The following is a 26,530-nucleotide window of genomic DNA, read 5'->3' as shown; positions in this document are numbered from 1 at the left end:
TTTTATATAAATGTTTATTTATTAAATCCCATTAATATTAATGCAAAAATGGAGTAATTAATCATGTCTTGGTAATTGGCATCAATTCCTTCAGAAACGATTGTTTTTCCCTTATTGTCTTCTATTTGTTTGACGCGAAGAAGTTTTTGTAAAATCAAATCAGTTAGTGAACTCACGCGCATTTCGCGCCAAGCTTCGCCATAATCATGGTTTTTGGCTTCCATTAATTCTTTGGTTAGCTTTATTTTAGCATCATACAATTCAGTTGCTTTTTCGACGTTTAAATCCGGTTGGTCCGCTACGCCAAGTTCTAATTGAATCAGCGCCATAATGGAATAGTTGATGATTCCGATGAATTCGCCCGTTTCGTCTTCGTCAACTTTTCTGATTTCATTTTCTTGAAGGCTCCTGATTCTTTGCGCTTTTATGAAAATTTGATCTGTTAAAGAAGGCAATCGTAATATGCGCCAAGCACTGCCATAATCTTTCATTTTATTGATAAAAAGGGAACGACAAGTCGCTATTACATTATCGTATTCTTGAGAAGTATTATTCATTATTGATGTATATTTGTCTAAAATTTCTTCAAAAATAGCATATTTTTTCTGGAAAGGAAATCTAAGCCGAAAGATTGTTGGATATAGCCGTTTTAGCTCTTAGAAAGAATACTAAGAGCTAAGTGATCAAAAATGGATAAATGACTGAAAACAAAAAAACAATGACAATTAACTGCAAAGGACAATTAATCGATTTATCAATTCCCAAGATTATGGGGATTTTAAATGTGACGCCCAATTCTTTTTTTGATGGCGGAAAATATAATGCAGAGAGTGAAATCCTATCTAAGGCAGAGAAAATAATAGCAGAAGGTGCCACTTTTATTGATATAGGAGCCTATTCCAGTAAACCCAGTGCAGAGTTCGTTTCGGAGCAAGAAGAGCTGGACCGAATCATTCCTGCGGTTCAATTGATCTTGAAACATTTTCCTGAAGCCTTACTTTCTATCGATACTTTTAGAGCCGAAGTAGCCAATGCCTGTATCGATAACGGAGCGGCAATTATCAACGATATTGCAGCTGGCGAGCTTGACGATAAAATGTTTGAAGTCATTGCTAAACACAATGTTCCTTACATTATGATGCACATGCGCGGTACTCCACAAACCATGCAAAGTAAGACGAATTATGAGGACATTATCAAGGAGATGCTTTTTTATTTTTCGGAGAAAATCAATAAAGCCAGAAGTTTTGGAATAAATGATTTAATTATTGATCCCGGTTTTGGTTTTGCCAAAACAATAAAGCAAAATTATGAAGTAATGCGAAAAATGGAATTATTTCAGATGTTAGATTTGCCTTTGTTGGTTGGAATATCAAGAAAATCGATGATCTATAAAACGCTAAATTCCAGCCCGGAAGAAGCTTTGAACGGAACTACTTTTTTGAATACAATTGCTTTGACTAAAGGCGCATCAATTCTTAGGGTTCACGATGTGAAAGAAGCGGTAGAATGTGTTCAATTGTGGAATAAAATGAATGTGTAAAATGAAATATTTAAGTGTAGCGATTGTTTTTTTATTGTTTTCCTGTGGAAACAAAGAAGATATTTTATTGCCAAAATCCAATAAAACTGTTGTGAGCGATGTCTTGGATCATTCGCCAATCTATGTTTTTTTTAGAACAAAAGGCAAGGATACTTTGGCCGAAGTCAACCGAAAAAACAGCATTATCACGACCAATTGGATTTTTAATATTGACAAACGTTTGCCGTTGCGAATCGTAATCCCCGAAGTCATGAAATTGCAAGAGAAAAAGCGCGAAGAAAAAGCCCATAAAAACGAAAAGGCCGAAAATTATTATGCTTATGCTGATTCTATTGGAAAAAACATGGCTTTTATTCCTTTTACAAAAGTGTATTATAAAATGGATAAACCTTTAAATGAAGGTTTAATTTTTTATTTCAAAAAAGGAACTGATTTGGTCTTAGTTAATGATGACAAAATAAAAAAGAGTGAGATCTTGAATTATGTGAATAGTTTTAATTTTGAAAATAATCCTAAAATTGTTTTAGTTTTTGATAAAAATATGAGCTTTGAAGACTATTTGCTAACTAAGATTTCGATAGCAGAATTAGATACTTTTAAGAAAGAAGTACCTCAAGAATTCATCTTCTAAACGAATCAACAAATACACCCTTTTTATTGATGGTGATACGGTTCATTTCTTAAAATGGTAAAACCGCGATACAATTGTTCGATAAAAAACAATCGCACCATTTGGTGGGAAAAAGTCATTAAGGAAAGCGAAATTTTGCCTTGCGCTTTGGCATAGACCGTATCCGAAAAACCATAAGGTCCACCAATGACAAATACCAAAGTTTTGATTCCTGAATTCATCTTCTTTTGTAATTCTTCCGAAAAACCCATACTAGAGAAGTTTTTCCCATTTTCATCCAATAAAATCAATTGGTCAGTAGGCGCTATTTTTGCCAAAATTAATTCGCCTTCTTTTTCTTTTTGTTGCGTTTCAGATAAGTTTTTTACATTCTTAATGTCAGGAATAATTTCCAAATCAAATTTGATATAAAAAGACAAACGCTTGGTGTAATCGTCTATTAACGATTGTAAGGCTTTATTGTCGGTTTTGCCAATGGCGATGAGTTTGATGTTCATTGAGGATTATTTTAAAGGGAAATTGGCCTCAAAAGTTTTAAAGCGATTATCTAAGTCTTTTAGTAATTTTTTCTTAACAGATTTGTCTTTGATAAAGCTGTAATTGATACTATTGTAAACATAATTCTTGATATCGGCATAAGTAACATCTTTGTATCTCTTGGCTAATAAAACATATTGCTCAGTCATATTAGTTCTTAATATTCCGGCATCATCCGTACTGATGACGATAGGAACATTAAAAGCTCTGTATAAAGAGATCGGATGGCGGTTTTCTTTGACTTTTAAAATGAACTCATTGCTGACCAAATTGATTTCAACTGGGATATCATTCTTAGCCATATAACGCAATAATTCATAAGATTTATTCTCATAAGCAATATCAACTCCATGACCAATACGATTGGATCCGGCAGTATGAACCGCTTCGTGAATGTGCCAAGTTAAATCTTCGGGTTGAACCAATCCTAAGGTTAGCTCACCCGCATGCATGGTGTATTTTACGTTTGGAAAACGCCCGTTACAATATTTGAACATTACCATGTGCAACCAATAATCTTTCATCGAAGTTTCGCCATCTTCCGGAGACACGATGTTGACTCCAGCCATAAGCGGACTGCTATCGGCTGATATAAAGGTGATTACTAAATTTTTAAATAAATCTACCGGTTCCATAAATCGCAACACAAAATTTTGATAACGCATCGTAAAAAGAGCATCATCAATCTTTAGTTCTTGGTGCATTTTGCTAACAAAATTGACATTAAAATCTTCGGCGTATTTTGCTGCTTCTCTTTTTAATAAAGTGGCGTAAAGAGAATCAAGAAGCACTTTGATTCCGTTTTCATCTTTTTTAGCAGCTAATTCTCTTAATTTTACATTGAAGTCAGATAAATCAGTAGTGTTAATGTCGGAAGGAATTGTCGATAATTGGGTTTCAATATAACTCACATTTTCAGAAATAGCCCTGTTTTTTAATTCCAATAAACCTTCGCCAAAATGTCCTTCAATGGCTGGGCTAAATTTGCCAAAAGATTCAAAAAACAATTTATCTGACGGATAACTCACATGGTTGTAATCCTTCACGGACCATTTTTCCATTATTTGCTGTTTGTAAAAATCAAGTTGACCTTTATTTCGCAGGCTGGAAAAAAGCTCCCAGTTTCCTTTGGCGGGTTTCTCTTTAAGCACTTCCATGGTTGTGGTATTCAGGTAAAAATCGTCATTTATGGCATCTTCCAAGATGGGTTCTGCATAAATGGAACCGCTAAAATGATGGTGTAAGTCGCCACCTTTTGGCATTTGCGAAAAGAAAGCCGTTAAAGCAGCTTCATTATCTCTAATTTTTTCCAAATAAAGGCTAGGGGATTGCGAGTAACTCAGATTCAGAATTGCTGAGAAAAGAAGCGTATAAATTAGTTTCATATGTAGCTATTTATTATTTTTTAAAGGTCATATGTAATTCGCATAACTGCTATTGGTGTTTGCATCCAATCTTCGTTATGCTCATTTCATAATAGTTTTTTTTGTGCAAAAGATATTCTTAAAGCGGTTTTGCGCTTTAAATTCAGGATTGTAGTTTTAGGAAATACAATCTGAATAGATCATTCAAATGTTAATATTTGAATAAAATTTGGAAGCAAATGTAATTGAAAATACGGACTAAAAAAAATCTTGGTTTGGGATTAAAAAAAAGCAAGCCCGTTTAAACGAGCTTGCTTTAAAGTTAAAAGAACAGCTTATTGAGAGCTCTTTTTTAATGTTATTGAATTTGAATCAATTTTTTGGATTGCCCAGTAAATTAATTCTCGATGATAACTAAATCATCAATTACTAAATCAGTTTGATTTCCATTGATTTTTTCGATTCCAAACCAAGAATTTCCACTCTCAGATCCCAAGAAGGTAAAAGAGGTTTTGGTTGTTGTATTTGCAGCAGGAATGGCAATTGTAATTTTGGTACTGTTTCCGTCTCCCATCACTAATGCATAATCAGCTCCCGATGCTTGGTAATTGAAAGTCACACTATAGGTTTTGCCAGCTTTGAATCGAATGGTTTGCGGAATAGTTTGAAGTAAAAGTCCCGCTTCTTCTCCATGCGCTTTTAGCGACCAGTTACCGTTGATTACGTCATCAATTGGTTTTTCATTCCATCCTTTTTGAGTATAAGGAGCGTGTAGTTCGGCTAAATGGGTTCTCGGGTCATTTACACCTCCGGCAGCTCCTTTGATAAAAGGATATAGTCCGTCAGGAATATTTTCGAAGTTTTCTTCAAAAAACACATTCGAAGGTTTTGCTGTCAGTTTTATTGCGGCCACTCGCACATCATCAAAAAGAACTTGCGCAGTACCTGCTTCGGCACGAAGGAATAAATTTGCCGTGGTTTGCCCTTGAGGAACTTTAAAAAATACATACATACGTTGCATGTTGGTATCGTGTTTCGAATCGGCAGAAATATAGTTTTTCCACAATGAGTTGTTGGCATAGTTGCTCACTTCTTGTCCTCCGTAATTGTTAACGCCTAAATAAGCTCTTCTGTCAGAACTAGTTGAAACATATACTGAAGCATAATAACTACCAGCTGTTAATCCGGTAAGCGTTTGACTTACTGTAACAGGAGTTGTTCCGCTAATTTCAAGTTCATACTGTCCGATTTTATTGCGAACTACGCTAGCTCCGTTGCCTTCAACTTTCCAGTTTTTTAAATTACCGCTGTTGAAACCGGGATCTTTTATAAAAGTTCCTTCTCCAAAATCAGCAACAATCTTTGAATCGCTTTTCTTTTTGTCTAAAACATAAGGCGTTTTTGGATCGGCCTGCAAAACAACTTGACCGTTTTTTACCTCAATTTGTTGTACAAATTCTCTTCCTTGATCCGTCAATTTATACAATTGAACCGTTTTTAAATTTGCCCAACTTTTTGGCAATTCCCATGTAGATGTACCTCCGGTTTGATTCCAATGATACAATTTTTCTTCGGTATAAGGATTCCAAGGCAAAAGGTAGCTGTTGTCATTTAGTATCGTTCTGCCATCTTTGGTAATGGTTCTTTTACCTGAAACGAGACTTACGGTTACCTTTTTTTCAAGAGAAATAGTATTTTCTTCCCATTTAAGGATTGGGAAATGCTGTAGGTATTTTGTTGCCAAGTCTGTGCCGAAAGTCATTTCGATGGTATTATCGATATTGTTTCTTCCTTGCCATCCTTCAAAATCATCCATTTCTGCTCCGCCTAACAGCGGATGTCTGGCAATCCAGGTGTCTTTTTGGTGGTTGCGAATGAATCGAACAATTTGACTGTTGAATCCTTTGATGTCTTTTCCTCCATAATTGTAATCAACGGCCCAGTGGTTCCAAACCGCATCATATTCGTGATCATTAGGAAATTCAGTCGTCAATGTTAATCCCAAAGAATGGATTTCACGACCTAATTTTCGGCTGTCCCAACTTCCTTTGGCATACCAAACATCGCAATAAATAAATGCCAATGAAGGAACTTGATCCTTTAGGGATTTAAGTCTCATCATTCTATTATTTGTACTGGCATCGTAACGCTTATTGATATAGTAGGAAGGATCAAGCCAATCCCAACCTTTCTTGGTTTTGTCAACCAAAGAATCGTCAAAAGCGGCAGCTTCTGGATAAGATTCTGTCGCGTTGATATGCACGCCCATGAAAGCATTGTATTTTTTGGCTTGCTTTAAAAGCATCTCCATGTCTTTGGCTCCGCCCTGTCTTTTTCCGATGTCTCCGTAATCAGGATGTTTAGAGTCATGTCCTTCGGATCCGTATCCTTTTAGGATTACATATTGACCCAAACCATCTGTATTAAGGTAAATTCTTTTGGTTTCGTCCAATGTTTTGGTAAATGGATTGGTTGCCTGACTACCAAAATTCATTGGGATGCGTTGCACCACTAAATCCTTTACTTTATCGCTGCCCAATGGGTTGTTCATGATGCTTCTAAAGGGGATTGCGCCATCTTGCCAGTCTACTTTATTGTCTCCGTTTGCATCATTGGTGATAACAATTTTAGCCGCCGGAAGCGGGTCAGTAGTTTTCATTCCTTTGGCACGGTAAATCCAAGAACCGCTCCATATTCCTGTACGGGCATAGTCTGCTTTTGCAACCGTTTGTTTCTGAACTCTAGTGTCGTCATTTTTTTCCGTAACGGAATTACTCCATATACTTGCTGCTAATTGAGCTGTATTGACAATGCCATACAAATAATTTTTTGCGATGCTATCTTTCGCCATTGTGGCTTTAAGCGGTAAAAATTCGTCTCCAGTTCCTTTTACGGCAGTAAACATTTTTGCTCCGGCAAAAGAAGCCTCCGGTTGTGAACTTCTCACAGAAACCAAATTATGGTTTGGAATTTCAAAAGTGCTCACTTTGAAAGTTCCATTTTCGGCGATTTGAGTTACATTAAATTCAACAATATTCGATACTACTTTGATTTGGACTTTTACCGAAACTTTGATTTCAGCAATGTCTAATACGTAGTTTGCAGTGTTTTTCGCTATCGAAAATGTCGTTTTGGGCTTGTAAAGTGTACCGTTAATCAATACTTGCGATAACTGATCTTCTTGTCCATAAAGCACATTTCCGTTAGCAATCCAATTGTATTGAATGATTCTTGGAAAAGAAGAATCCAGTGTTACTTTAATAGTTTTTGACGCTATTATTGGATCTGTATTGGTTTTGTCAGAGCCCTCTTTGTTTGTCATAGCATGAGTTTGCAAAGAAAGTAATTGCAAAGTCAAAATTAAAAAAGCATTGCGAAAGAGTAATTTCATTTTAAAATAATTGATTTATGGTTGTTTATGAATTTTTGGATTTGCTTTATATTTTCAGTTTGATATTTGTGAATATGAAAAGTCGAAAATAGAATATATTTTCTAAACAACAGAACAGTGCCTACCAGTTTGTGTTTGCCAAGAAATTTAAACTATCAGAATCAAGACAAAATCACTATTTCCCAAATCAACATCGAAACAAATTTTCAATTCCACAAAATATGTCCTACTTTAGCACTATATAAATTTCCTATAAAATGATTAGTGAAGCACAATTTAAAAACGAGTTAGAGATACTAATTGCAAATGCCATCAGAGAAGATGTGGGTGATGGCGATCATAGCTCATTGGCTTGTATACCGGCTTCGGCACAAGGAAAAGCAAAACTTTTGGTTAAAGACGAAGGGATTATTGCCGGTGTTGAATTTGCCAAAATGATATTTAATTATGTAGATCCAAATTTAGTGATAGAAACTTTTATAGCTGATGGAACTCCGGTGAAATACGGAGATATAGTGTTTCATGTGTCGGGAAGTTCTCAGTCCATTCTCAAAGCAGAGCGTATGGTTTTGAACTCTATGCAGCGCATGTCAGCCATTGCTACAAAAACGGATAGTTATGTGCAATTGCTTGAGGGAACAAATACTAAAATTTTAGATACCCGTAAAACAACCCCTGGTTTTCGTGTTGCCGAGAAATGGGCCGTGAAACTGGGCGGAGGAGAAAACCACCGTTTTGCCTTGTATGATATGGTGATGCTCAAAGACAATCATATCGATTTTGCGGGCGGAATCGCTTTGGCCATAGCTAAAACTAAAACCTATTTAAAGGAAACCAATCGAGATTTGAAAATCATCGTGGAGGCCAGAAACATGGACGAAGTAAAAGAAATTGTTGCTTGTGGAGGTGTTTACAGAATCCTGTTGGATAATTTCGATTATGAAATGACCAAAGAAGCCGTAGCTTTTATTGGTGACAAATCCTTGACGGAATCCTCGGGAAACATCAACGAAGAAACCATACGCGGCTATGCAGAATGTGGTGTGAATTATATTTCATCGGGTGCTTTGACACATTCTATATATAATATGGATTTGAGTTTGAAAGCAATTTAGTCTACAACGGTACTATTTATGAGCCAAGAGATAGAGGAAAGAATAGAGAAAATCCCAATATTGCGTAGTTTGGTCCGTTTTCTAAAAAGGGTAAAATTAAGCTGGTTAGAGGGTTTGTCTCTTTATGATTTATTGGAATTATACGTCATTGGTATTGCCGAGGGCGCTTTGTCTAACCGTGCAGGTGCGATTGCTTTTAGTTTTTTTATGGCTTTGTTTCCTTTTGCGCTTTTTATTTTGAATCTCATTCCTTATATTCCTATTGAAGGTTTTCAAGATGATTTTTTAAAATTTGTTTCCGATGGAGTGCCGCCTAATACTTATTATGCTATTGAGAATATTATCAATGATATTCTGCATAACAGTCATTCCGGTTTGTTGTCATCCGGTTTTTTGCTGTCTATTTTTTTGATGGCTAACGGATTGAACTCTATTTTGGGAGGTTTTGAGACTTCGCGTCATGTCCTTGTGAAAAGAGGTTTTTTTCATCAATATTTTGTTGCAGTTGGCATGTCTCTAGTATTGTCTTTCTTACTGATTCTTACCGTGGCTATAATCGTTGTATTTGAGGTTTTTATCCAGAAATTAACTGCTCATGAGTTGCTCAGTGAACAAATTCCTTTGATTGTTTTGAGTCGTTATGGCTTTTTAATTTTGATGATTTTAATCACCACATCGGTTCTTTTTAAATTTGGAACCAAACACGATAAAAGTAGGTCTTTCATTTCAATAGGTTCGGTTTTTTCAACCATTTTCACCCTGATTATTTCCTATTTTTTTGGAATCTGGGTCATACGGTTTTCACAATACAACCAGCTTTACGGTTCCATTGGGACATTGTTGATTGTGATGTTCTATATCTGGATCAATTGTATGATTTTACTGCTGGGTTTTGAACTCAATGCCACTATAAACAACCTGAAAAGAAAAAAAATGAATATTTAATAAAACCGAAAAAGTTCTGTAAATTTTATAGTAGATTTGATAAAAATAAGTAGCTATTGTTGATGTAGACTGTGTCCATACAAAAAGAGTGGGATGTTGCTTACATCAGGGCTAAAAAAATAAAACCATGAAAAAAATCATTACAATTGTATTGTTGTTTGCTACAACGCTATTTTATGCGCAAAATAAAAGCGTTCTCGGAAAATGGAAAACCATTGATGACGAAACCGGTAAAGCCAAATCTATTGTAGAGATTTACGAAAAATCAGGCAAAATCTATGGTAAGGTGATTGAAGTTTTGGATATGGTTCATAAAGATGATCTTTGTAAAAATTGTTCTGGCGATGATGCTAATAAACCCATACTTGGAATTACGGTTATAAAAGGACTTTCTAAGGAGGGAGCTGAATACGGTGGAGGAAAGATTTTGGATCCTAAAAACGGCAAATTGTACAAGTGTTTTATTGCTCTTGAAGGGAATGATAAACTAAAAGTTAGAGGATACATTGGCTTTTCATTATTAGGAAGAACGCAATATTGGTACAGGGTAAAAAATTAGTCTCTTTTTTTAAAGTTTCAGGTTTAATAAACCGGAATTTTTTAAACCTAAAATATTTTTCTCCACAAATTACACAAAACTAGCACGAATTAATTTGTGAAAATCTGTGAAATTTGTGGCAAAATTTTAATTGTGCAGACTTTTAGTCTGCCTAACTAAATTTATGGATTTTCAGTCCATAGTGGTTTAGTTGAAAAACCTAAAATCTGCCGTCTAAAATGCATTTTGTCGAAGTAATTTTACCTCTTTCTCTTGCCAAAACATTTACGTATAGTATTTCGGAAACGGAGTACCATTACATCAAAAAAGGAATGCGCTTGGCTGTTCCCTTTGGGAAAAGTAAAATCTATACTGCTTTAGTGATAGAAGTTCACCAACGCAAACCTGTCTTATACGAAGCCAAAGAAATTCACCAAATTCTGGATGAAAGGCCAATAGTAACCGAGATCCAAATTGCCCACTGGCAATGGATTTCGTCTTATTATATGTGTGCTATCGGCGATGTGTATCGAGGTGCAATGCCCGGTGCGTTATTGTTGGAAAATGAAACTTTGATTTCTCAAAAACCTGATGTTTTTGTAGATGAAAGCCAGCTTTCAGATGATGAATATTTGATTTATCAGGCTTTGCAACTCCAGACTTCTCTGAAAGTTCAGGAGATTATTTCTATTTTAAACAAGAAAAATATTTTTCCGGTTATTCAAAAACTGATAGACAAAAATATATTGGTGCTTCAGGAGGAAATGCAAGAAACTTATAAGCCAAAACTGGTGCGATACGTTCGCTTGCATTCCAAATACCAATCGGATCAAGGATTAGTAGAATTATTAGAAACTCTTAAAGGTGCCAACAAGCAAAAGGAAATTGTGTTGTCTTATTTTCAATTAAGCGCCACTGATAAGACCCGAGGTGAAACCGAACGGAGTGTAGCTAAACCGATTACGGTAAAAAAATTGGTAGAAGCTGCTAATTCTTCCTCGGCGATTGTAAAAGCATTGATTGAAAAAGAAATTTTCGAAGAATATTTTATACAGCATGATCGAATAGATTTTTCAGGAAAAAAAGGAGAAAAACAACTGCTATTGAGTGAAGTACAACAAAACGCTTTTGTGGAGATTAAAAATAGTTTTGCCCAAAAAGAGGTTTGTCTTTTACATGGAGTGACTTCGAGTGGAAAAACCGAGATTTATATCAAGTTAATAGAAGAATATCTCGCTACGGGAAAACAAGTTTTGTATCTGTTGCCTGAAATTGCACTGACGACTCAATTAGTGGGGAGATTGAGTGCTTATTTTGGAAACAAAGTGGCTGTTTTTCATTCGAAATATAATAATAACGAACGAATTGAAGTTTGGAATCAAGTTTTACAAAATTCCGAAAAGGCGCAAATTGTCATAGGAGCGAGATCGGCTCTCTTTTTGCCGTTTTCTAATTTAGGATTCATAATTGTTGATGAAGAACACGAGCAGACATTTAAACAAGTAGATCCGGCGCCGCGCTATCATGCCCGAGATGCGGCTATAGTATTGGCTAATTTTTTTAGAGCAAAAGTTTTGTTGGGATCAGCAACGCCAAGCATAGAAACTTTTTTTAATGCTCAAAGTGGTAAGTATGGTTTGGTTGAAATCACCAAACGTTATGGTAACGTGATGATGCCTGATATCGAATTGGTTGATTTAAAAGACAAGTATTTCCGAAAAAAAATGACCGGACATTTTAGTGACACTTTAATTGATGGAATTGGTGCCGCTCTGTTATTAGGTGAACAGGTAATTTTGTTTCAAAATAGAAGAGGGTATTCACCTTTGTTAGAATGTATGCGATGTGGTCATGTTCCGCAATGCCAACAATGTGATGTGAGTTTGACGTATCACAAACATAAAAATCAGTTGCGTTGTCATTATTGTGGTTATTCGATTGCAAAACCTACGCATTGCCATAGTTGCTCGAGTATTGATTTGACTACTAAAGGTTTTGGAACGGAGCAAATCCAGCAAGAACTGCTGACGCTTTTTCCGGCGCATAAAATTGGGAGAATGGATCAGGATACCACACGCGGTAAATTTGGTTTTGAAAAAATAATAGACAGTTTTAAAAACAAGGAAGTCGATATTTTAGTAGGAACCCAAATGCTGGCCAAAGGACTTGATTTTGACAACGTAAGTTTAGTGGGTATCATGAATGCCGATAATATGCTGTTTCATCCTGACTTTAGGGCTTTTGAAAGAAGTTTTCAAATGATGACGCAAGTTTCGGGTCGTTCTGGACGTTCAGAAAAGCGCGGAAAAGTGATTATTCAAACCTATAATCCCAATCATAATACAATACAGCAGGTTACTAATAACGACTATTTAGCGATGTATAAAGAGCAGTTGTACGATAGGCAAATTTATAAATACCCGCCTTATTTTAGAATAATAAAGCTAACACTAAAACATCGTGAATTTGAAAAGTTAAAGGAAGGTGCTGCTTGGTTGTATCAGGTAATGAGTCAAAATTTGAATATACCGGTATTGGGTCCGGAGGAACCGGCAATCAATAGAATCAGGAATGAGTATATACGAACGATACTGATTAAAATTCCGCAAAGTTCTTCGGTGGCAAGCACAAAAAAAACTATTCAGAAAATGTTGAATAGTTTTGATGCTGTTCCTCAATACAGAGCTATTAAAGTAACTGTAAATGTCGATTTTTATTAAAAAGTAATTTTACCCATAGGAGAGTGCTTTTACTAGATCTTCTTTTTTGTTTCTGCTCAAAGGGATTTTTGTAATACCAATTTCTGCAAATTTACTATTGAAACGTTCTACTTTGTCAATGTTTATAATGTAGGACTTATGAACTCTTACAAACTTCTTTTTTGACAGATCGTTTTCAAATGATTTCATCGTAGAAAGAACCAGATTACTGTCATCTTCGGTAACTACTCTAACGTAATCTCCATAAGCTTCAATCCATTTTATTTTTGAAGTGAACACTTTTAGTTTTTTCAGATTACTTTTGATGAAAATATGTTCGCCTTCCTCTTCTCGATTGTCGTTTTTATACAAGTATTGGTCAACTGCTCTTCTAACCGAAGCATTGAATCGATCCAAAGCGATTGGTTTTTGAAGATAGTCTGTGGCGTCATAATCAAAAGCTTTTAGAGCATACTCGGCTTTAGAGGTCACAAAAATAATCTGGGGTTTGACTTTTAAACCATCCAAAAAATCAAAACCGCTGATAACGGGCATTTCTATATCTAAGAAAATCAAATCGACCGTATGAATAGACATACAACTTTTTGCTTCAATAGCATTAGAAAAATCACCTATTAGATGTAAGTTTGGATGATTATTAACTAACTTTGCAATGATCATCCTTTGAATGGAACTGTCATCTACAACAACACAATTTAGTTTCATAATTACTACATTTAAGGATTTGGTAAAGTAAATATAGGGTGTAATTTTAAAAAAAACTAATTTTCATCGGTTTTTTTTGTTATACAACGAATAAAGTGGGATTCTGCTTGCTGGTTCAGAAAAATTGCTTACTTTTGCAGCCAAAATAACAAATAAATACATATTTATGAATCATTATGAAACTGTTTTCATTTTAAATCCCGTTTTATCTGATGTTCAGGTGAAGGAAACAGTAAGCAAATTTGAAGATTTTCTTACTAGTAGAGGAGCAGAAATGGTATCGAAAGAGGATTGGGGTCTGAAAAAAATGGCTTACGAAATCCAAAACAAAAAATCTGGTTTTTACCATTTGTTCGAATTCAAAGTATCAGGCGAAGTTTTACTAGCTTTTGAAACTGAATTTAGACGTGACGAAAGAGTTATGCGTTTCTTAACTGTAAGTCTTGACAAACATGCTATCTCTTGGGCTGAAAGAAGAAGAGCAAAACTTAAATCTCAAAAAGCTTAATTATCATGGCAACATTACAACAATCTGCTTCAGGAAAAAAAGACGGAGATATCAGATATCTTACTCCTTTAAACATAGAAACTAACAAAACTAAAAAGTACTGTCGTTTCAAAAAATCTGGAATCAAATACATCGATTATAAAGATGCTGATTTCTTATTGAAATTTGTTAACGAACAAGGGAAGATTCTTCCTCGTCGTTTAACAGGTACTTCATTGAAATACCAAAGAAAAGTGTCTGTAGCTGTGAAAAGAGCGCGTCACTTAGCTTTAATGCCATACGTGGCCGATTTATTAAAATAATTAAAAATTAACAGTTGTTGGTTTTCTGAAATATGAAACCTAACTTCTCAAATAAAGGACAACAACATGGAATTGATTTTAAAACAAGACGTTCAAAATTTAGGTTTTAAAGACGATGTGGTAACTGTAAAAAATGGATACGGTCGTAATTATTTAATCCCACAAGGATTTGCTCATTTAGCAACTGCTTCTGCAAAGAAAGTATTGGCTGAAAACCTAAAACAAAGAGCGCACAAAGAAGCTAAAGTGGTTGCAGATGCAAAAGCATTGGCAGAAGCTTTGAAAGCTATCGAAATTAAAATTTCTGCAAAAGCAGGTGGTGAAAAATTATTCGGTTCAATCACGAATATTGACATCGCTGATGCTTTGGCAAAAGGTGGTCAAGTAATCGAAAGAAAATTCATTACTTCTGGAATCGTTAAGCGTACAGGAAAATATTCTGCAAGCGTAAGATTGCACAGAGATGTAATTGTTGAATTAGCTTACGAGATCGTTGCTGAATAATAATAATTTGTTCGCAAATTTTTAGTGATAAAAAAGGCTGTCTCCAAAAGACAGCCTTTTTCTATATAAAAAATAATATGAAATACACCAGATTAACAAAAGAGCAATTTGAGGAGTTAAATCAAGAATTTAGTACTTTTCTTGCTACTCAAGCGATTGATAAAGCAGAATGGGATAAAATAAAAGCGGAAAAACCAGAGGTTGCGGAGCAAGAATTGGATGTTTTTTCGGATTTAATTTGGGAAGGAGTTCTTACACGAGCGGAATATTTAGAGCATTTTTCTAAAAACCATATTTTTCTTTTTCAAAGCTTTGACACTCATGTTAATTCTATAGTTTTGAAATCCTTGGTTCCCGAGGTTGATTTTTTAACCAAAGAAGGTTTGCAATGGCTTAGTGATAATATGTTTACCGAAACTATCGAAATGAAAACAGGTAAAAAAATGTTTACCGAAGAGCGCAACAGCTCTATTTTTGCATTGATACAACAAGGCGCTTTTTTGAGTGACGGACAGTTATACAAACAAATAAATTCAATTATTGAATCTTAATTTGAATGTTTTTTCTTTTAAATTGGTTATTTTAGTACACGATTTTCAAATACTAAAGTAGCCAATTTTATTTTTATGGATATTCAAAAAACAATCCAAACACTAAGAGAAGAACTCAATCTTCACAATTACAATTATTACGTTTTGGATCATCCTGTTATATCAGATTATGAGTTTGATATAAAATTAAAACAACTTCAAGATCTAGAAAATAAGTACCCTGAATACTTTGATGAAAATTCGCCTACGCAAAGAGTGGGTGGGACAATAACAAAAAATTTTAAAACCATTCCGCATGAACATCGCATGTATTCTTTAGATAATTCTTATTCTAAAGAGGACTTAATCGATTGGGAAAAACGCATTCAAAAAGTTTTAGGAGATGTTCCACTAGAATATACCTGCGAATTAAAATACGATGGAGCCTCGATTAGCATAACTTATGAGAACGGAAAGTTAAAGCGCGCCGTTACTCGTGGTGATGGCTTTCAAGGTGATGATGTGACTAATAATATTAAAACCATAAAGTCGATTCCGTTACAGTTGAAAGGGAATTACCCCGACAAATTTGATGTTCGCGGCGAAATTATTTTGCCTTTTGCCGGTTTCGAAAAAATGAATCAGGAATTAATAGAGATTGGGGAGACTCCTTATTCAAATCCAAGGAATACGGCTTCTGGAAGTTTGAAGCTTCAAGATAGTGCTGAAGTGGCCAAAAGACCGCTAGATTGTCTGTTGTATTTTTTGATTGGAAATAATTTGCCTTTCAATTCTCAATTTGAAGGCTTACAAGCGGCACGAAATTGGGGTTTTAAAGTGCCAAAAGAAGCTAATTTGGCTCGAAATTTAGACGATGTTTTTCAATATATTGATCATTGGGATACGCACAGACATAATTTGCCTTATGAAACAGACGGTGTTGTGGTGAAAGTGAATAATTTTCAGTATCAGGATGAATTAGGCTTTACAGCCAAGTCGCCCCGCTGGGCTATAGCTTATAAATTCAAATCAGAACAGGTTTCAACGAAATTAAATTCAATTTCTTATCAGGTTGGAAGAACGGGTGCAATTACGCCAGTTGCTAATTTGGAGCCTGTGCAATTAGCCGGAACAATTGTGAAACGCGCCTCTTTACATAATGCGGATCAAATAGAGAAACTGGATATTCGCGTTGATGATACTGTTTTTGTAGAAAAAGGAGGAGAGATTATTCCTAAAATTATTGCAGTAGATTTGAGCAAGCGACCAGAGAATTCAGAACCTACAAAATATATAACACATTGTCCTGAATGCAGTACTTTATTGGTGCGAAATGAAGGAGAAGCCAATCATTATTGTCCTAATTTTTATGGCTGTCCGCCACAGATTATTGGAAGAATCCAGCATTATATTTCAAGAAAGGCAATGGACATTGAGGGGCTGGGCGGTGAAACGGTGGCGCTTTTATTCAATAACGGTTTGGTTCAAAATTATGCCGATTTATATGAATTGACGGTAAATCAAATTCTTCCTTTGGAAAGAATGGCGCAAAAATCAGCCGAAAATTTAGTTAAAGGAGTTGAAAATTCAAAAAATATTCCTTTTGAACGTGTTTTGTATGCGCTAGGAATCCGATATGTGGGAGAAACGGTTGCCAAAAAATTAGCCAAACACTATAAAAACATTGATACGCTGAGTAAAGCTACGTTGATGGATTTGATTTTGGTTGATGAAATAGGGGAGCGAATCGCGCAAAGTGTAATAGAATTTTTTGATAATGAACAAAATAGAGTTATAGTTGATAGATTGAAAAGTTATGGAATTCAATTTGAAATTGTTGAAAAAATAAATCCAAATGCAACGGACAAGCTTAGCGGGAAAGTTTTTGTGGTTTCGGGTGTTTTTGAGAAGTTTTCAAGAGATGATCTAAAAAAAGCCATTGAAGATAATGGTGGAAAGGTGGGGAGTTCAATTTCGACAAAAACGGATTATGTAGTTGCAGGAGATAACATGGGGCCGGCAAAATTAGAAAAAGCCGGAAAACTCAATATTCCAATCATTTCTGAAATTGAATTTATGGAGTTGTTAGCGTAATTGTAAAAAACGATAAATATGTTGGGATTTAAGAGAGAGGTAGATTCTGGGAAATGTCTGACTGTAATGTTCTTTATCATTATGGTCATTGAGGCAACTGCAGAGTTATTTTCGAATAAATTATTAGTCTTTATTTTTAAGCCGTTATTGTCTATCGTGATTATGGCTCTTTATTGGAATGCATCTAAGAAAAAAGAAAGCATGTTTTTTGTCGTACTTACTTTATCGTTGATTACTAATCTTCTTTTTATTTCAAATAGCGAAAACTTATTATTTGTAGGTTTACTTGTCTTTTTAATTCATCGACTATTGTTAATTTCTTATGTTGTTCGGATGATAAAACTCAAAGATTTTATTCCTTTATTTATTGCTATTGTGCCTTTTTTATTCGTTTTTTCGTATCTGTTATCTATTTCGAATGAAATACAAGTGAAGAGCTATTGGATCTTACTAATTCAAAATGTCCTAATTTCACTGATAGGAGGACTTGCCTTGTCAGAGTATGTTATAAATTACAATAAAATTAGTTCTTGGTTTTTGATTTTTGGACTATTGTCTGTTACCCAGTATTTTATTGTTTTTATTGAGAAATATTATCTGTTAAATTTAGCGCCAATAGTTTTTAGGCCATTGGCGATGGTATTGAATGCGACTGTTTATTATGCTTTTTACCGTTTTGTTATTGACACCGAAAAAGCAAACACTAGTGAAGAAGCTGTACTAGACAACAATTGATCTTCCTCCGTGTGTTTTATTTTTATCTGAATCAAAAAACACATCAATTCGGCCAAGGTTAATTCCATAACATCCTACCTGATTGACTAAAACTTCCTTTCCGTCAAGATTTTTAACTATCGTTGGTTTGTCCAAAAAAGTGTGAGTGTGTCCGCCAATAATCATGTCTATGTCTTTGGTAATTGCGGCCAATTTCAAGTCGCAAATTTTATTGGGTTCATTTTTATAGTTGTAACCAAGATGGGAAAGGCAAATTACTAGGTCGCATTTCTCTTCTTTTTTCAAAATACGAACCATATCTTGAGCGGTTTCCACGGGATCATTGTATACTGTTTCCTCATACATTTTTTTGTCAACTAAGCCGCTTAGTTCTACTCCCAGGCCAAATACGCCAACTTTAATTCCGTTTTTATTGAAAATTTTATAAGGTTTTACAAAAGGAGCTAAAATGGTGTTTTTAAAATCATAATTGGCCGAAATGAAATCGAAGCTGGCATGGGGAAGTTGTGCATGCAGTCCTTGAAGACCATTGTCAAAGTCATGGTTTCCTATCGTTGAAGCATCGTAACCCATCATACTCATTAGTTTGAATTCCAGTTCTCCACCATAATAATTAAAATAAGGAGTACCTTGAAAAATATCACCAGCATCAAGCAGCAATACATTTGAATTTTCTTTTCGAATGGCTTCAATTAATTGGGCTCTTTTTACAACACCTCCCATGTTTGGATTTCTTGGATGATCCGCAGGAAAAGGATCAATATAACTGTGAACGTCATTAGTATGCAAAATGGTTAGTTGTTTTATTTCCGAAGATTTAAAACTACTCATGGACAAGCCTAAACCTACAAAAGCAGTTCCAGCGGCTGTTTTTTCTATAAAATCTCTTCTTTTCATTGCTGTTTTTTTGGAGCTATTTCCCGCTATTCGTTACAATCTTTTTTTTTTTTTTTAAAATAAAAAGGATTTTCACTGCTATCGGGGCTAGGCATTAAAGTTTTAAACTGTATTTTTTAACTATTCAATTGCAATTCGAATGTCATTTGGCGCCGGAATAGTGTCTACTTCTTTAAAATAGTCAATAAGTATATCGCGGAGCTTGTAATTTAAGTCAAATTTCTGAAGTCCTTTGGCAAAGAAAGTCATATTGTCTCCTCCATTTGATAAATAATCATTGGTGGCAACGTAATAAATTTTCTCAGGATTAAGGGGTTTTCCTTGTATCATGATACTTTTGGCAATATTGTTTTTATCAATTGTAAATGACATTCCAGATAAGGGATGTGGTTTTTTTTCGGCAATAAAATAATCAACAAGTTCTTTGATTTGTTCCCCTTTCAAAGCAATCACAACTAGGCTGTTTTCAAAAGGCATAATTTCAAAAGCATTTCGTGCGGTTATATTTCCTTTCGGAAGTACGGAACGAATTCCGCCATTATTAAGTAAGCAAATGTCAATGTTTTTATTTTCTCTACTTTTGAATACGCGATTTCCAAAATCGAGCGTTACATCAGAAAGCAGATTACCAATTTTAGTTTGCCATGTTCCTGTTCTTTTGTCAAGCGTTTCGGGACAATAAGCTAGAGTAGCATTTAGATCGTTATTAATGTGTTCTCGGTATGGCTTGATAAAGTTTTCAATTTCAGATGATTGATTTTCCGTGTTTGTGATGGGAACCAATTTCTCTTCAATCTTAGTAATTTGAAGAGTTAGTTTACTGCAGGAAAGAGTGAAAAAAAGTGTTAAGAATATAACAAAAAGTTTTAAAAAACCGTTATACTTTTTTAGATTTACCATTTATAATGAGACTTTATTAATTAATTTTGTTAACCGGTAAAATTAGTATGTTTTTAAATTATATAAAAGGTTTTTTCTTAAAAAGAAAATTAAAAAATATTTTTTATGATGTAAAAAATACTAGGCTTGTCAGTGCCATAAAAACCGTGGGTTTGCTTGTTGATGAAAGCTTTTTTTTGAAAAAAGAAGCTTTGGTCAAAGAGTTAGTAAGTAATGGAATTTTAGAAGAGAATATTAAGATAATAATTTACAAAGATAAGTTAAGTAAAAGCGAATCAGATTTGGGAGTTGCTTTTAGCTCCAAAGAGTTAACTTGGAATGCAGAGATAACGGCTGCTGCGGTAAATAATTTCATCAAGGAGGAATTTGATTTGCTGATTAGTTATTATGATGTGGAGAAGCCAATATTAATGTTAATCACGCATCGATCTAATGCAAAATTTAAAGCAGGTTTTGCATCCATAGATAAAAGATTAAATCATTTGATGATTAGTACGTATACGGAGAATTACCACGTTTTTATTGGTGAATTATTCCGATATTTAAAGAAAATTAAACAAAATAGATAATAAACATGCAGTCATTAATAGGTACGGGTGTTGCTTTAGTAACTCCCTTTAAAAAAGATTTTTCAATAGATACTGAAGCTTTGGAGAGAATTATTAATTATTCTGTCGACGGTGGAATTGAATATCTTGTGGTTCTAGGTACAACAGCAGAGAACGCTACTTTGTCGCAAGAGGAAAAAGAATTGGTTATCAAAACGGTAATCGATGTCAATAAAGGAAGGTTGCCATTGGTGTTGGGAGTGGGAGGAAATAATACTCTTAAGGTTGTTGAGGAGCTTAGAATAAGAGATTTGTCTCAGTTTGTTGCTATTCTTTCAGTTTCTCCATATTACAATAAGCCTACGCAGGAAGGGATTTATCAGCATTTCAAAGCGGTAGCAGAAGCTTCGCCTATTCCGGTAATTTTATACAATGTTCCGGGAAGAACATCTAGTAATATGTTGCCAAAAACGGTTTTACGCTTGGCTAATGATTTTAAAAATGTCGTAGCAATCAAAGAAGCGGCGGGGGATATAGTACAAGCGATGCAATTGTTGAAAGACAAGCCTGAAGGATTTCTGGTGATTTCTGGAGATGATATGATTGCTTTGCCAATGGTTTTGGCAGGAGGGGCAGGTGTTATATCCGTAATTGGGCAAGGTTTTCCAAAGGAATTCTCTGAAATGATTCGATTAGGCTTGAATAGAAAAGTAGATGAAGCATTTAAAACACAGTATTTATTGGCAGATAGTATTGATATGATTTTTGAGCAAGGGAATCCGGCTGGAATTAAAGAGGTTTTTCAATCGCTTGGAATTGCTGATAATACTGTGCGTTTGCCTTTGGTTAGTGTAGACGAATCTTTGTCAGTTAGGATTCATGAATTTGTTAAAAAAATCAACAAATTAGCATAAAATTGTAGGTCTTTTTTTAACTAAAGAAATATTTTGTAGTAGCTAAATTAATAACTAAATTTGCCACCGAAACTTCGGTATGATTTTTTGTAGGTTATCAGTAACCCGTAGATCAAGAAAATAAATAAATATGAAAAAAATTATATCTCTATTGCTTGTTTTGGTTGTTTTTGTCTCTTGTGGTGAATATCAAAAAGCATTGAAAAACGAAGATGTTGCTGCTAAATTTCAGATGGGAACTACCTTATATGAAGCGGGGAAGTATTCAAAGGCAATTCGCCTTTTTGAACAAATTGCTCCAGCTTATAGAGGAAAACCGCAAGCAGAAAAGTTGTTTTATATGTTTGCACAATCGTATTACAAAACCAAACAATATTATTTAGCAGGTTATCAGTTTGAAAGTTTTGTTTCAGGATATCCTAAAAGTGAGAAAATAGAAGAAGCAGCTTATTTAGGGGCTAAAAGTTATTCTATGCTTTCTCCAGTATATAGCTTAGATCAAACGGATACTTTTAAAGGGATAGAAAAATTGCAATCTTTTATTGATAGATTTCCTAACTCTCAATACTTGGCGGAAGCCAATGAAGCGGTAAAAGTGTTGTCGCAAAAAATTGAGAAAAAGGTTTTTGAAAACGCTAAAGGGTACCACACGATTTCTGATTATAAAGCCGCTTTGGTAGCTTTAGATAATTTTATTGCAGATTATCCGGGAACACCATTCAAAGAAGATGCCTTGTTTTATAGATTTGATTCCGCTTATTTATTAGCCATTAATAGTATTCCTTCTAAAATGGAAGAACGATTGAATGTTGCTAAAACAGCCTATTCAAATTTGATGAAGTTTGATGCCAATACAAAATACAAAGAGAAGGCGGACGAAATGTTAGTTCGTGTTGAAAAAGATTTACAAAATTTTACTAAATAAATAAAGTCATGGATTTAAAAAAGACGAATGCTCCAGTAAATACAATAACTTACAATAAAACAGTTATTGAAGAGCCTACTGGTAATGTATATGAAGCGATAACCATTATGGCTAAAAGAGCAAACCAAATCAACTCTGAAATCAAAAAAGAATTGACTGAGAAATTAGAAGAATTTGCTACATACAATGACAGTCTTGAAGAAGTTTTTGAAAATAAAGAACAAATCGAAGTTTCAAAATTCTATGAAAAATTACCAAAACCACATGCGTTAGCAGTTCAAGAATGGTTAGACGGTAAAATCTATCATAGAGATTCAAACAAATAATACTACAATGTCAGTTTTAAGCGGTAAGAAAATTTTGCTGGGAATTTCTGGCGGAATTGCCGCCTATAAAACAGCGTCATTAGTACGACTTTTCATAAAAGCAGGTGCACATGTCCAAGTGATAATGACACCTGCTTCTAAGGATTTTGTAACTCCACTTACCTTATCTACCCTTTCTAAAAATCCGGTGCATTCTACTTTTTTCAATCAAGATGAAGAGAATGAACAATGGAATAATCATGTAGAATTAGGGCTTTGGGCCGATATGATGATTATTGCGCCCGCAACAGCAAACACCTTGTCTAAAATGGCAAATGGTAATTGTGACAACCTTCTTATAGCAACTTATTTATCGGCTAAATGTCCTGTCTATTTTGCTCCGGCAATGGATTTAGATATGTACAAACATCCTTCTACAATAGCAAGTTTCAAAACTCTGCAAGAATTTGGAAATACCCTAATTCCTGCTGAAAGCGGTGAATTGGCCAGCGGTCTTTCTGGTGAAGGAAGAATGGCTGAACCCGAAAATATAATTGCTTTTTTAGAAGCTGATTTAGAAAGTAAATTACCTCTAAAAGGAAAAAAAATATTAATTACTGCCGGACCCACATACGAAGCAATAGATCCTGTGCGTTTTATAGGAAATCATTCTTCGGGTAAGATGGGCTTTGATATTGCAATTAGCGCTGCAAACTTAGGTGCCAAGGTAATTTTGGTGGCTGGACCTACAAGTCTAAAACTAAGCCATTCTTTGATTGAAGTTGTTAATGTGGTTTCGGCTCAGGAAATGTTTGAAGCTTGTCATCAGTATTTTGACGAAGTTGATGTAGGAATTGCAGCAGCAGCGGTTGCTGATTACAGGCCAAAGAATGTAGCGGCTCAAAAAATTAAAAAAGCGGCTGATAATTTTGTTATTGAGCTCGAGAAAACCAAAGATATCTTAGCTTCCTTGGGGGAAAAGAAGAAAAATCAGTTTTTAATTGGCTTTGCTTTGGAGACAGAAAATGAAATTGAAAATGCAAAGGCTAAAATCCAGAAAAAAAACTTAGATTTGATAGTTTTAAATTCTTTACAGGATGCAGGAGCCGGTTTTGGAAAACCAACGAATAAGGTTACCTTAATCGATAAGGCGTTCCAGATTGAGCCTAAAGAATTGAAATCAAAGGAAGCGGTTGCTGATGATATATTAAATAAAGTTATAGCCTATTTTAATGAATAAGATAATTACTTTTTTTTTACTATTTGCATTTGGACTTACACAAGCCCAACAGCTAAATTGTACAGTAACGGTAAATTCTCAAAAATTAAGTAATGCTAATCAACAAGTTTTTAAAACTTTAGAAACTTCGTTGAATGAATTTGTCAATAAAACGGCTTGGACTAATCAAAGCTACAGTCAAAACGAAAAGATAAATTGCTCGATGTATATCACCATTTTATCAAATAGTTCAGATCAATTTTCGGCTTCTATTCAGGTACAATCTTCAAGGCCTATATATAATTCTTCTTATGCTACGCCTGTATTGAATTACAATGACAAAGATTTTAATTTTCAATATACGGAATTCGAGAATTTAGTTTTCAATCCTACTGTTTTTGAATCCAATCTTGTTTCGGTGATTTCTTTCTATAGCTATATAATTTTAGGAATGGACGAAGATACGTTTGCACTTGAAGGAGGTGATCCAAATTTTGAGATAGCACAAAACATTGCCAATGTAGCTCAGCAAGGCGGTTCTAAAGGTTGGAGTCAGATTGATGGAAACCAAAACCGTTATTTCCTTATCAACGACATGCTTTCTCCTACTTTTTCTGCCGTACGTAAAACTACATTTGATTATCATTCCGGTTTAGATACCATGTCTAAAGACTTAAAGGAGGCAAAAGAGAAAATCAAAACTTCCTTGTTGAATTTAGGTAAACTGAATTCTTCGAAGCCCAACGCTTTTTTAACTCGTGTCTTTTTGGATGCCAAATCAGACGAAATTCTTTCCATTTTTTCAGGAGGACCTAGTATTACCGTTTCGGATTTAATAGATAGTTTGAATAAAACATCTCCTCTGAATTCCAGCAAATGGGAATTAATTAAATATTAAATTAATCTCGCTGGTTTTTCAATAAATTTATATCTTCATAATAAAAACACAATAAATGATAACCAATCTATCGATAAAAAACTATGCCTTAATAGAAAAATTAAGCATAGATTTCTCTAAAGGATTTTCAATTATTACGGGAGAAACCGGTGCGGGTAAATCAATTATTTTAGGAGCTTTAGGATTGGTTTTGGGAAAAAGAGCCGACTTAACTTCTCTAAAAAATAAAGAAGAAAAGTGTATCATAGAAGCACAGTTTGAAATCTCCAAATACAATTTAGAAGCATTTTTTGAAGCAAATGATCTGGATTATGAAGAGGATACTATCATCAGACGGGAAATTCTTCCTTCGGGGAAATCGAGAGCTTTTATTAATGATAGTCCTGTAAATCTTCAGGAACTTCAGGAATTAGGTCTTTTTTTGATTGATATTCACTCGCAACAGCAAACACAAGAGCTTTCTGATGAAAATGTGCAGTTTGAAATTATAGATGCTATTGCTGATGTACAAAGAGATATGGTCGCATATCAATCGGTTTTAAAAAGTTATAAATCCGATAAAACCAAATTAAATTCCTTGATTAAAAAGCAAAGTGAATCTGCAAAAGAGCAGGAATACAACACTTTTGTTTTAAATGAATTGGTTGAAGCGCAATTGAAATCCGGTGAACAGGAAATTCTGGAAGCTGATTTTGAAAAATTGAATAATGTTGAGATCATCAAAGAAGCCATCGATAGATCTTTGGCTATTGCCAATGAAGAACAAATAGGGGTTTCGCACAACCTAAAAGAGATTAAAGCATCCTTGCAAAAGATTGCTTCCTTTTCGCCCGAATATTCTTCTCAATTAGAAAGAATAACGAGTTTGCAAATAGAATTTGAAGATATTGCCGATGAGCTTAATCGATGTTCAGAGAAGCTGATCAATGATCCGGAACAATTGGATTTAATTAGCCAAAAACTACAGCTCATTTTTAATTTGCAGAAAAAGCATCAGGTTTCGTCTGTTGATGAATTATTGGAAATTCAAGCTAAATTAGAAGATTCGGTTTTTGAATTGGGTAATTTAGATGGCGAAATTGCTGAATTGACTACTTCAATAGAGCAAAAATCCGAACAATTAGATGGATTAGCAGAAGCTATTCATCAAAAGAGATTAGTTTCGATTCCAATATTATCTCAAAAACTAATCAGTATTTTAGAAACTTTAGGAATGCCTAATGTTCGTTTTAATATTGAAGTTAACAAGACAGCAACTTATTTTGCAAACGGAAAAGATGAATTGCAATTCTTGTTTTCGGCTAATAAAGGAACTGATTTTGGTTTGCTTAAAAAGGTAGCTTCTGGCGGAGAAATGTCCAGAATCATGCTGGCAGTCAAAGCAATATTAGCGCAGTATTCTAAACTTCCAACTTTGATTTTTGATGAAATTGACACGGGAGTTTCCGGCGAAATTGCCATAAAAATGGGAGAAATCATGAAGGAGATGAGTCTGAAAATGCAAATCTTTGCCATTACACATTTGCCGCAAATTGCAGCCAAGGGTGATGCTCATTTTAAAGTTTTTAAATCCACTGTTGGAGAAGAGACCCAATCAGAGTTAAAGCTATTAACGGAGGAAGAAAGGGTTGTTGAAATTGCACAAATGCTATCGGGAACTATCGTTTCTGATTCGGCCTTAAATCACGCAAAAGCCTTGTTGAACTAAAAAAATGCCCTATATTTGCCCATTGAAATGATAGATTTTACTTTATAAAAACAA

At 34.6% G+C, this 26,530-nt stretch carries 26 protein-coding genes; 19 read left to right on the top strand and 7 right to left on the bottom strand.

From position 1 onward, the window contains the following. Positions 1-14 precede the first annotated feature (14 nt). A complete protein-coding gene (locus LNP19_RS13890; protein ID WP_230062492.1) occupies positions 15-557 on the bottom strand; it encodes a DUF1599 domain-containing protein in 543 nt (180 codons plus the stop codon). Positions 558-718: 161 nt separating this feature from the next. Between LNP19_RS13890 and folP the strand changes: the two genes are divergently transcribed. Continuing rightward, positions 719-1,543, top strand: coding sequence for a dihydropteroate synthase (gene folP, locus LNP19_RS13885; RefSeq protein WP_230064244.1), 825 nt, complete (start codon positions 719-721; stop codon positions 1,541-1,543). A 1-nt stretch (position 1,544) separates the two neighbouring features. Continuing rightward, the gene (locus LNP19_RS13880; RefSeq protein WP_230062491.1) at positions 1,545-2,174 is read left to right on the top strand and encodes a hypothetical protein; all 630 of its coding nucleotides are present in this window, start codon (positions 1,545-1,547) and stop codon (positions 2,172-2,174) included. 23 nt (positions 2,175-2,197) lie between these two features. Here the strand turns inward: LNP19_RS13880 and rlmH are convergent, their stop codons facing one another. The 3 genes from rlmH to LNP19_RS13865 all read right to left on the bottom strand — a co-directional run bounded on the left by rlmH (position 2,198) and on the right by LNP19_RS13865 (position 7,466). Then, positions 2,198-2,671 (bottom strand): 23S rRNA (pseudouridine(1915)-N(3))-methyltransferase RlmH, encoded by a 474-nt coding sequence (gene rlmH, locus LNP19_RS13875; protein ID WP_230062490.1) that lies wholly within the window; start codon positions 2,669-2,671, stop codon positions 2,198-2,200. Positions 2,672-2,677: 6 nt separating this feature from the next. Further along, a complete protein-coding gene (locus tag LNP19_RS13870) occupies positions 2,678-4,096 on the bottom strand; it encodes an amidohydrolase family protein (RefSeq protein WP_230062489.1) in 1,419 nt (472 codons plus the stop codon). A gap of 376 nt (positions 4,097-4,472) precedes the next feature. Next, entirely contained in the window at positions 4,473-7,466 is a 2,994-nt protein-coding gene (locus LNP19_RS13865; protein WP_230062488.1) for an endo-alpha-N-acetylgalactosaminidase family protein, read from the bottom strand. Between the two features lie 257 nt (positions 7,467-7,723). Between LNP19_RS13865 and nadC the strand changes: the two genes are divergently transcribed. The 4 genes from nadC to priA all read left to right on the top strand — a co-directional run bounded on the left by nadC (position 7,724) and on the right by priA (position 12,784). After that, entirely contained in the window at positions 7,724-8,581 is an 858-nt protein-coding gene (gene nadC, locus LNP19_RS13860; RefSeq protein WP_230062487.1) for a carboxylating nicotinate-nucleotide diphosphorylase, read from the top strand. A gap of 18 nt (positions 8,582-8,599) precedes the next feature. Further along, positions 8,600-9,526 (top strand): YihY/virulence factor BrkB family protein, encoded by a 927-nt coding sequence (locus LNP19_RS13855; protein ID WP_230062486.1) that lies wholly within the window; start codon positions 8,600-8,602, stop codon positions 9,524-9,526. Between the two features lie 127 nt (positions 9,527-9,653). Continuing rightward, positions 9,654-10,085, top strand: coding sequence for a DUF2147 domain-containing protein (locus LNP19_RS13850; protein ID WP_230062485.1), 432 nt, complete (start codon positions 9,654-9,656; stop codon positions 10,083-10,085). A 218-nt stretch (positions 10,086-10,303) separates the two neighbouring features. Beyond that, complete coding sequence (priA, locus tag LNP19_RS13845) at positions 10,304-12,784, top strand: replication restart helicase PriA (RefSeq protein ID WP_230062484.1); 2,481 nt, start codon at positions 10,304-10,306, stop codon at positions 12,782-12,784. A gap of 9 nt (positions 12,785-12,793) precedes the next feature. Here priA and LNP19_RS13840 read toward each other — a convergent pair whose 3' ends face one another. Then, positions 12,794-13,489, bottom strand: a complete 696-nt coding sequence (locus LNP19_RS13840; protein ID WP_230062483.1) for a LytR/AlgR family response regulator transcription factor — start codon at positions 13,487-13,489, stop codon at positions 12,794-12,796. A gap of 166 nt (positions 13,490-13,655) precedes the next feature. Here LNP19_RS13840 and rpsF point away from each other — a divergent pair, with 166 nt between their 5' ends. From rpsF to LNP19_RS13810, 6 genes are all read left to right on the top strand, one after another. Continuing rightward, on the top strand, positions 13,656-13,997 hold the full coding sequence (rpsF, locus tag LNP19_RS13835) for a 30S ribosomal protein S6 (protein WP_230062482.1): 342 nt from the start codon (positions 13,656-13,658) through the stop codon (positions 13,995-13,997). Between the two features lie 5 nt (positions 13,998-14,002). Then, positions 14,003-14,299, top strand: coding sequence for a 30S ribosomal protein S18 (gene rpsR / locus LNP19_RS13830; RefSeq protein WP_007138295.1), 297 nt, complete (start codon positions 14,003-14,005; stop codon positions 14,297-14,299). A gap of 66 nt (positions 14,300-14,365) precedes the next feature. Then, positions 14,366-14,803, top strand: a complete 438-nt coding sequence (rplI, locus tag LNP19_RS13825) for a 50S ribosomal protein L9 (protein WP_230062481.1) — start codon at positions 14,366-14,368, stop codon at positions 14,801-14,803. Between the two features lie 77 nt (positions 14,804-14,880). After that, on the top strand, positions 14,881-15,354 hold the full coding sequence (locus LNP19_RS13820; protein WP_230062480.1) for a DUF6495 family protein: 474 nt from the start codon (positions 14,881-14,883) through the stop codon (positions 15,352-15,354). A gap of 75 nt (positions 15,355-15,429) precedes the next feature. Next, on the top strand, positions 15,430-17,427 hold the full coding sequence (ligA, locus tag LNP19_RS13815; protein WP_230062479.1) for an NAD-dependent DNA ligase LigA: 1,998 nt from the start codon (positions 15,430-15,432) through the stop codon (positions 17,425-17,427). Between the two features lie 18 nt (positions 17,428-17,445). Beyond that, positions 17,446-18,162: a hypothetical protein gene (locus tag LNP19_RS13810; protein WP_230062478.1), complete on the top strand. Its 717-nt coding sequence runs from the start codon at positions 17,446-17,448 to the stop codon at positions 18,160-18,162. On the opposite strand, the gene LNP19_RS13805 is transcribed toward LNP19_RS13810, so the two are convergent. Both LNP19_RS13805 and LNP19_RS13800 read right to left on the bottom strand, forming a co-directional pair. Continuing rightward, the gene (locus LNP19_RS13805) at positions 18,148-19,059 is read right to left on the bottom strand and encodes a bifunctional metallophosphatase/5'-nucleotidase (RefSeq protein WP_230062477.1); all 912 of its coding nucleotides are present in this window, start codon (positions 19,057-19,059) and stop codon (positions 18,148-18,150) included. The two genes, LNP19_RS13810 and LNP19_RS13805, sit on opposite strands and share 15 nt — an antisense overlap. A gap of 120 nt (positions 19,060-19,179) precedes the next feature. Then, the gene (locus tag LNP19_RS13800; protein ID WP_230062476.1) at positions 19,180-19,959 is read right to left on the bottom strand and encodes a 5'-nucleotidase C-terminal domain-containing protein; all 780 of its coding nucleotides are present in this window, start codon (positions 19,957-19,959) and stop codon (positions 19,180-19,182) included. A 47-nt stretch (positions 19,960-20,006) separates the two neighbouring features. On the opposite strand from LNP19_RS13800, the gene LNP19_RS13795 reads away from it, so the two are divergent. The 7 genes from LNP19_RS13795 to recN all read left to right on the top strand — a co-directional run bounded on the left by LNP19_RS13795 (position 20,007) and on the right by recN (position 26,476). Beyond that, complete coding sequence (locus LNP19_RS13795; RefSeq protein WP_230062475.1) at positions 20,007-20,528, top strand: DUF6913 domain-containing protein; 522 nt, start codon at positions 20,007-20,009, stop codon at positions 20,526-20,528. A 5-nt stretch (positions 20,529-20,533) separates the two neighbouring features. After that, positions 20,534-21,421 carry a 4-hydroxy-tetrahydrodipicolinate synthase gene (gene dapA / locus LNP19_RS13790; protein WP_230062474.1) on the top strand — a complete coding sequence of 296 codons (888 nt, stop codon included), beginning with the start codon at positions 20,534-20,536 and terminating at the stop codon, positions 21,419-21,421. Between the two features lie 130 nt (positions 21,422-21,551). Continuing rightward, positions 21,552-22,346 (top strand): outer membrane protein assembly factor BamD, encoded by a 795-nt coding sequence (locus LNP19_RS13785; RefSeq protein WP_230062473.1) that lies wholly within the window; start codon positions 21,552-21,554, stop codon positions 22,344-22,346. Positions 22,347-22,354: 8 nt separating this feature from the next. Beyond that, complete coding sequence (locus LNP19_RS13780; RefSeq protein ID WP_026709525.1) at positions 22,355-22,672, top strand: DNA-directed RNA polymerase subunit omega; 318 nt, start codon at positions 22,355-22,357, stop codon at positions 22,670-22,672. Positions 22,673-22,679: 7 nt separating this feature from the next. Continuing rightward, complete coding sequence (coaBC, locus tag LNP19_RS13775) at positions 22,680-23,891, top strand: bifunctional phosphopantothenoylcysteine decarboxylase/phosphopantothenate--cysteine ligase CoaBC (RefSeq protein WP_230062472.1); 1,212 nt, start codon at positions 22,680-22,682, stop codon at positions 23,889-23,891. Continuing rightward, positions 23,884-24,768, top strand: a complete 885-nt coding sequence (gene porD, locus LNP19_RS13770) for a type IX secretion system protein PorD (RefSeq protein WP_230062471.1) — start codon at positions 23,884-23,886, stop codon at positions 24,766-24,768. The genes coaBC and porD overlap by 8 nt, the downstream gene beginning before the upstream one ends. A 55-nt stretch (positions 24,769-24,823) precedes the next feature. Next, positions 24,824-26,476: a DNA repair protein RecN gene (recN, locus tag LNP19_RS13765; RefSeq protein ID WP_230062470.1), complete on the top strand. Its 1,653-nt coding sequence runs from the start codon at positions 24,824-24,826 to the stop codon at positions 26,474-26,476. Positions 26,477-26,530 lie beyond the last annotated feature (54 nt).

This window comes from Flavobacterium acetivorans (assembly GCF_020911885.1).
In the GTDB taxonomy this organism is placed as follows: Bacteria; Bacteroidota; Bacteroidia; order Flavobacteriales; family Flavobacteriaceae; genus Flavobacterium; species Flavobacterium acetivorans.
The sequence above is the reverse complement of the archived record's forward strand: the minus strand, read 5'-3'. Positions and strand labels throughout refer to the sequence as shown.

Bases quoted from the DNA above. Each gene is read 5' to 3' on its own strand.
- LNP19_RS13795 (WP_230062475.1), top strand. From the start codon at position 20,007: ATGTTTTTAAATTATATAAAAGGTTTTTTCTTAAAAAGAAAATTAAAA.
- LNP19_RS13850 (WP_230062485.1), top strand. From the start codon at position 9,654: ATGAAAAAAATCATTACAATTGTATTGTTGTTTGCTACAACGCTATTT.
- LNP19_RS13890 (WP_230062492.1), bottom strand. From the start codon at position 557: ATGAATAATACTTCTCAAGAATACGATAATGTAATAGCGACTTGTCGT.
- LNP19_RS13820 (WP_230062480.1), top strand. From the start codon at position 14,881: ATGAAATACACCAGATTAACAAAAGAGCAATTTGAGGAGTTAAATCAA.
- LNP19_RS13855 (WP_230062486.1), top strand. From the start codon at position 8,600: ATGAGCCAAGAGATAGAGGAAAGAATAGAGAAAATCCCAATATTGCGT.
- porD (WP_230062471.1), top strand. From the start codon at position 23,884: ATGAATAAGATAATTACTTTTTTTTTACTATTTGCATTTGGACTTACA.
- nadC (WP_230062487.1), top strand. From the start codon at position 7,724: ATGATTAGTGAAGCACAATTTAAAAACGAGTTAGAGATACTAATTGCA.
- rpsF (WP_230062482.1), top strand. From the start codon at position 13,656: ATGAATCATTATGAAACTGTTTTCATTTTAAATCCCGTTTTATCTGAT.
- LNP19_RS13805 (WP_230062477.1), bottom strand. From the start codon at position 19,059: ATGAAAAGAAGAGATTTTATAGAAAAAACAGCCGCTGGAACTGCTTTT.
- LNP19_RS13870 (WP_230062489.1), bottom strand. From the start codon at position 4,096: ATGAAACTAATTTATACGCTTCTTTTCTCAGCAATTCTGAATCTGAGT.
- dapA (WP_230062474.1), top strand. From the start codon at position 20,534: ATGCAGTCATTAATAGGTACGGGTGTTGCTTTAGTAACTCCCTTTAAA.
- LNP19_RS13785 (WP_230062473.1), top strand. From the start codon at position 21,552: ATGAAAAAAATTATATCTCTATTGCTTGTTTTGGTTGTTTTTGTCTCT.
- coaBC (WP_230062472.1), top strand. From the start codon at position 22,680: ATGTCAGTTTTAAGCGGTAAGAAAATTTTGCTGGGAATTTCTGGCGGA.
- folP (WP_230064244.1), top strand. From the start codon at position 719: ATGACAATTAACTGCAAAGGACAATTAATCGATTTATCAATTCCCAAG.
- rplI (WP_230062481.1), top strand. From the start codon at position 14,366: ATGGAATTGATTTTAAAACAAGACGTTCAAAATTTAGGTTTTAAAGAC.
- LNP19_RS13780 (WP_026709525.1), top strand. From the start codon at position 22,355: ATGGATTTAAAAAAGACGAATGCTCCAGTAAATACAATAACTTACAAT.
- rpsR (WP_007138295.1), top strand. From the start codon at position 14,003: ATGGCAACATTACAACAATCTGCTTCAGGAAAAAAAGACGGAGATATC.
- recN (WP_230062470.1), top strand. From the start codon at position 24,824: ATGATAACCAATCTATCGATAAAAAACTATGCCTTAATAGAAAAATTA.
- rlmH (WP_230062490.1), bottom strand. From the start codon at position 2,671: ATGAACATCAAACTCATCGCCATTGGCAAAACCGACAATAAAGCCTTA.
- LNP19_RS13840 (WP_230062483.1), bottom strand. From the start codon at position 13,489: ATGAAACTAAATTGTGTTGTTGTAGATGACAGTTCCATTCAAAGGATG.
- ligA (WP_230062479.1), top strand. From the start codon at position 15,430: ATGGATATTCAAAAAACAATCCAAACACTAAGAGAAGAACTCAATCTT.
- LNP19_RS13810 (WP_230062478.1), top strand. From the start codon at position 17,446: ATGTTGGGATTTAAGAGAGAGGTAGATTCTGGGAAATGTCTGACTGTA.
- LNP19_RS13800 (WP_230062476.1), bottom strand. From the start codon at position 19,959: ATGGTAAATCTAAAAAAGTATAACGGTTTTTTAAAACTTTTTGTTATA.
- LNP19_RS13880 (WP_230062491.1), top strand. From the start codon at position 1,545: ATGAAATATTTAAGTGTAGCGATTGTTTTTTTATTGTTTTCCTGTGGA.
- priA (WP_230062484.1), top strand. From the start codon at position 10,304: ATGCATTTTGTCGAAGTAATTTTACCTCTTTCTCTTGCCAAAACATTT.
- LNP19_RS13865 (WP_230062488.1), bottom strand. From the start codon at position 7,466: ATGAAATTACTCTTTCGCAATGCTTTTTTAATTTTGACTTTGCAATTA.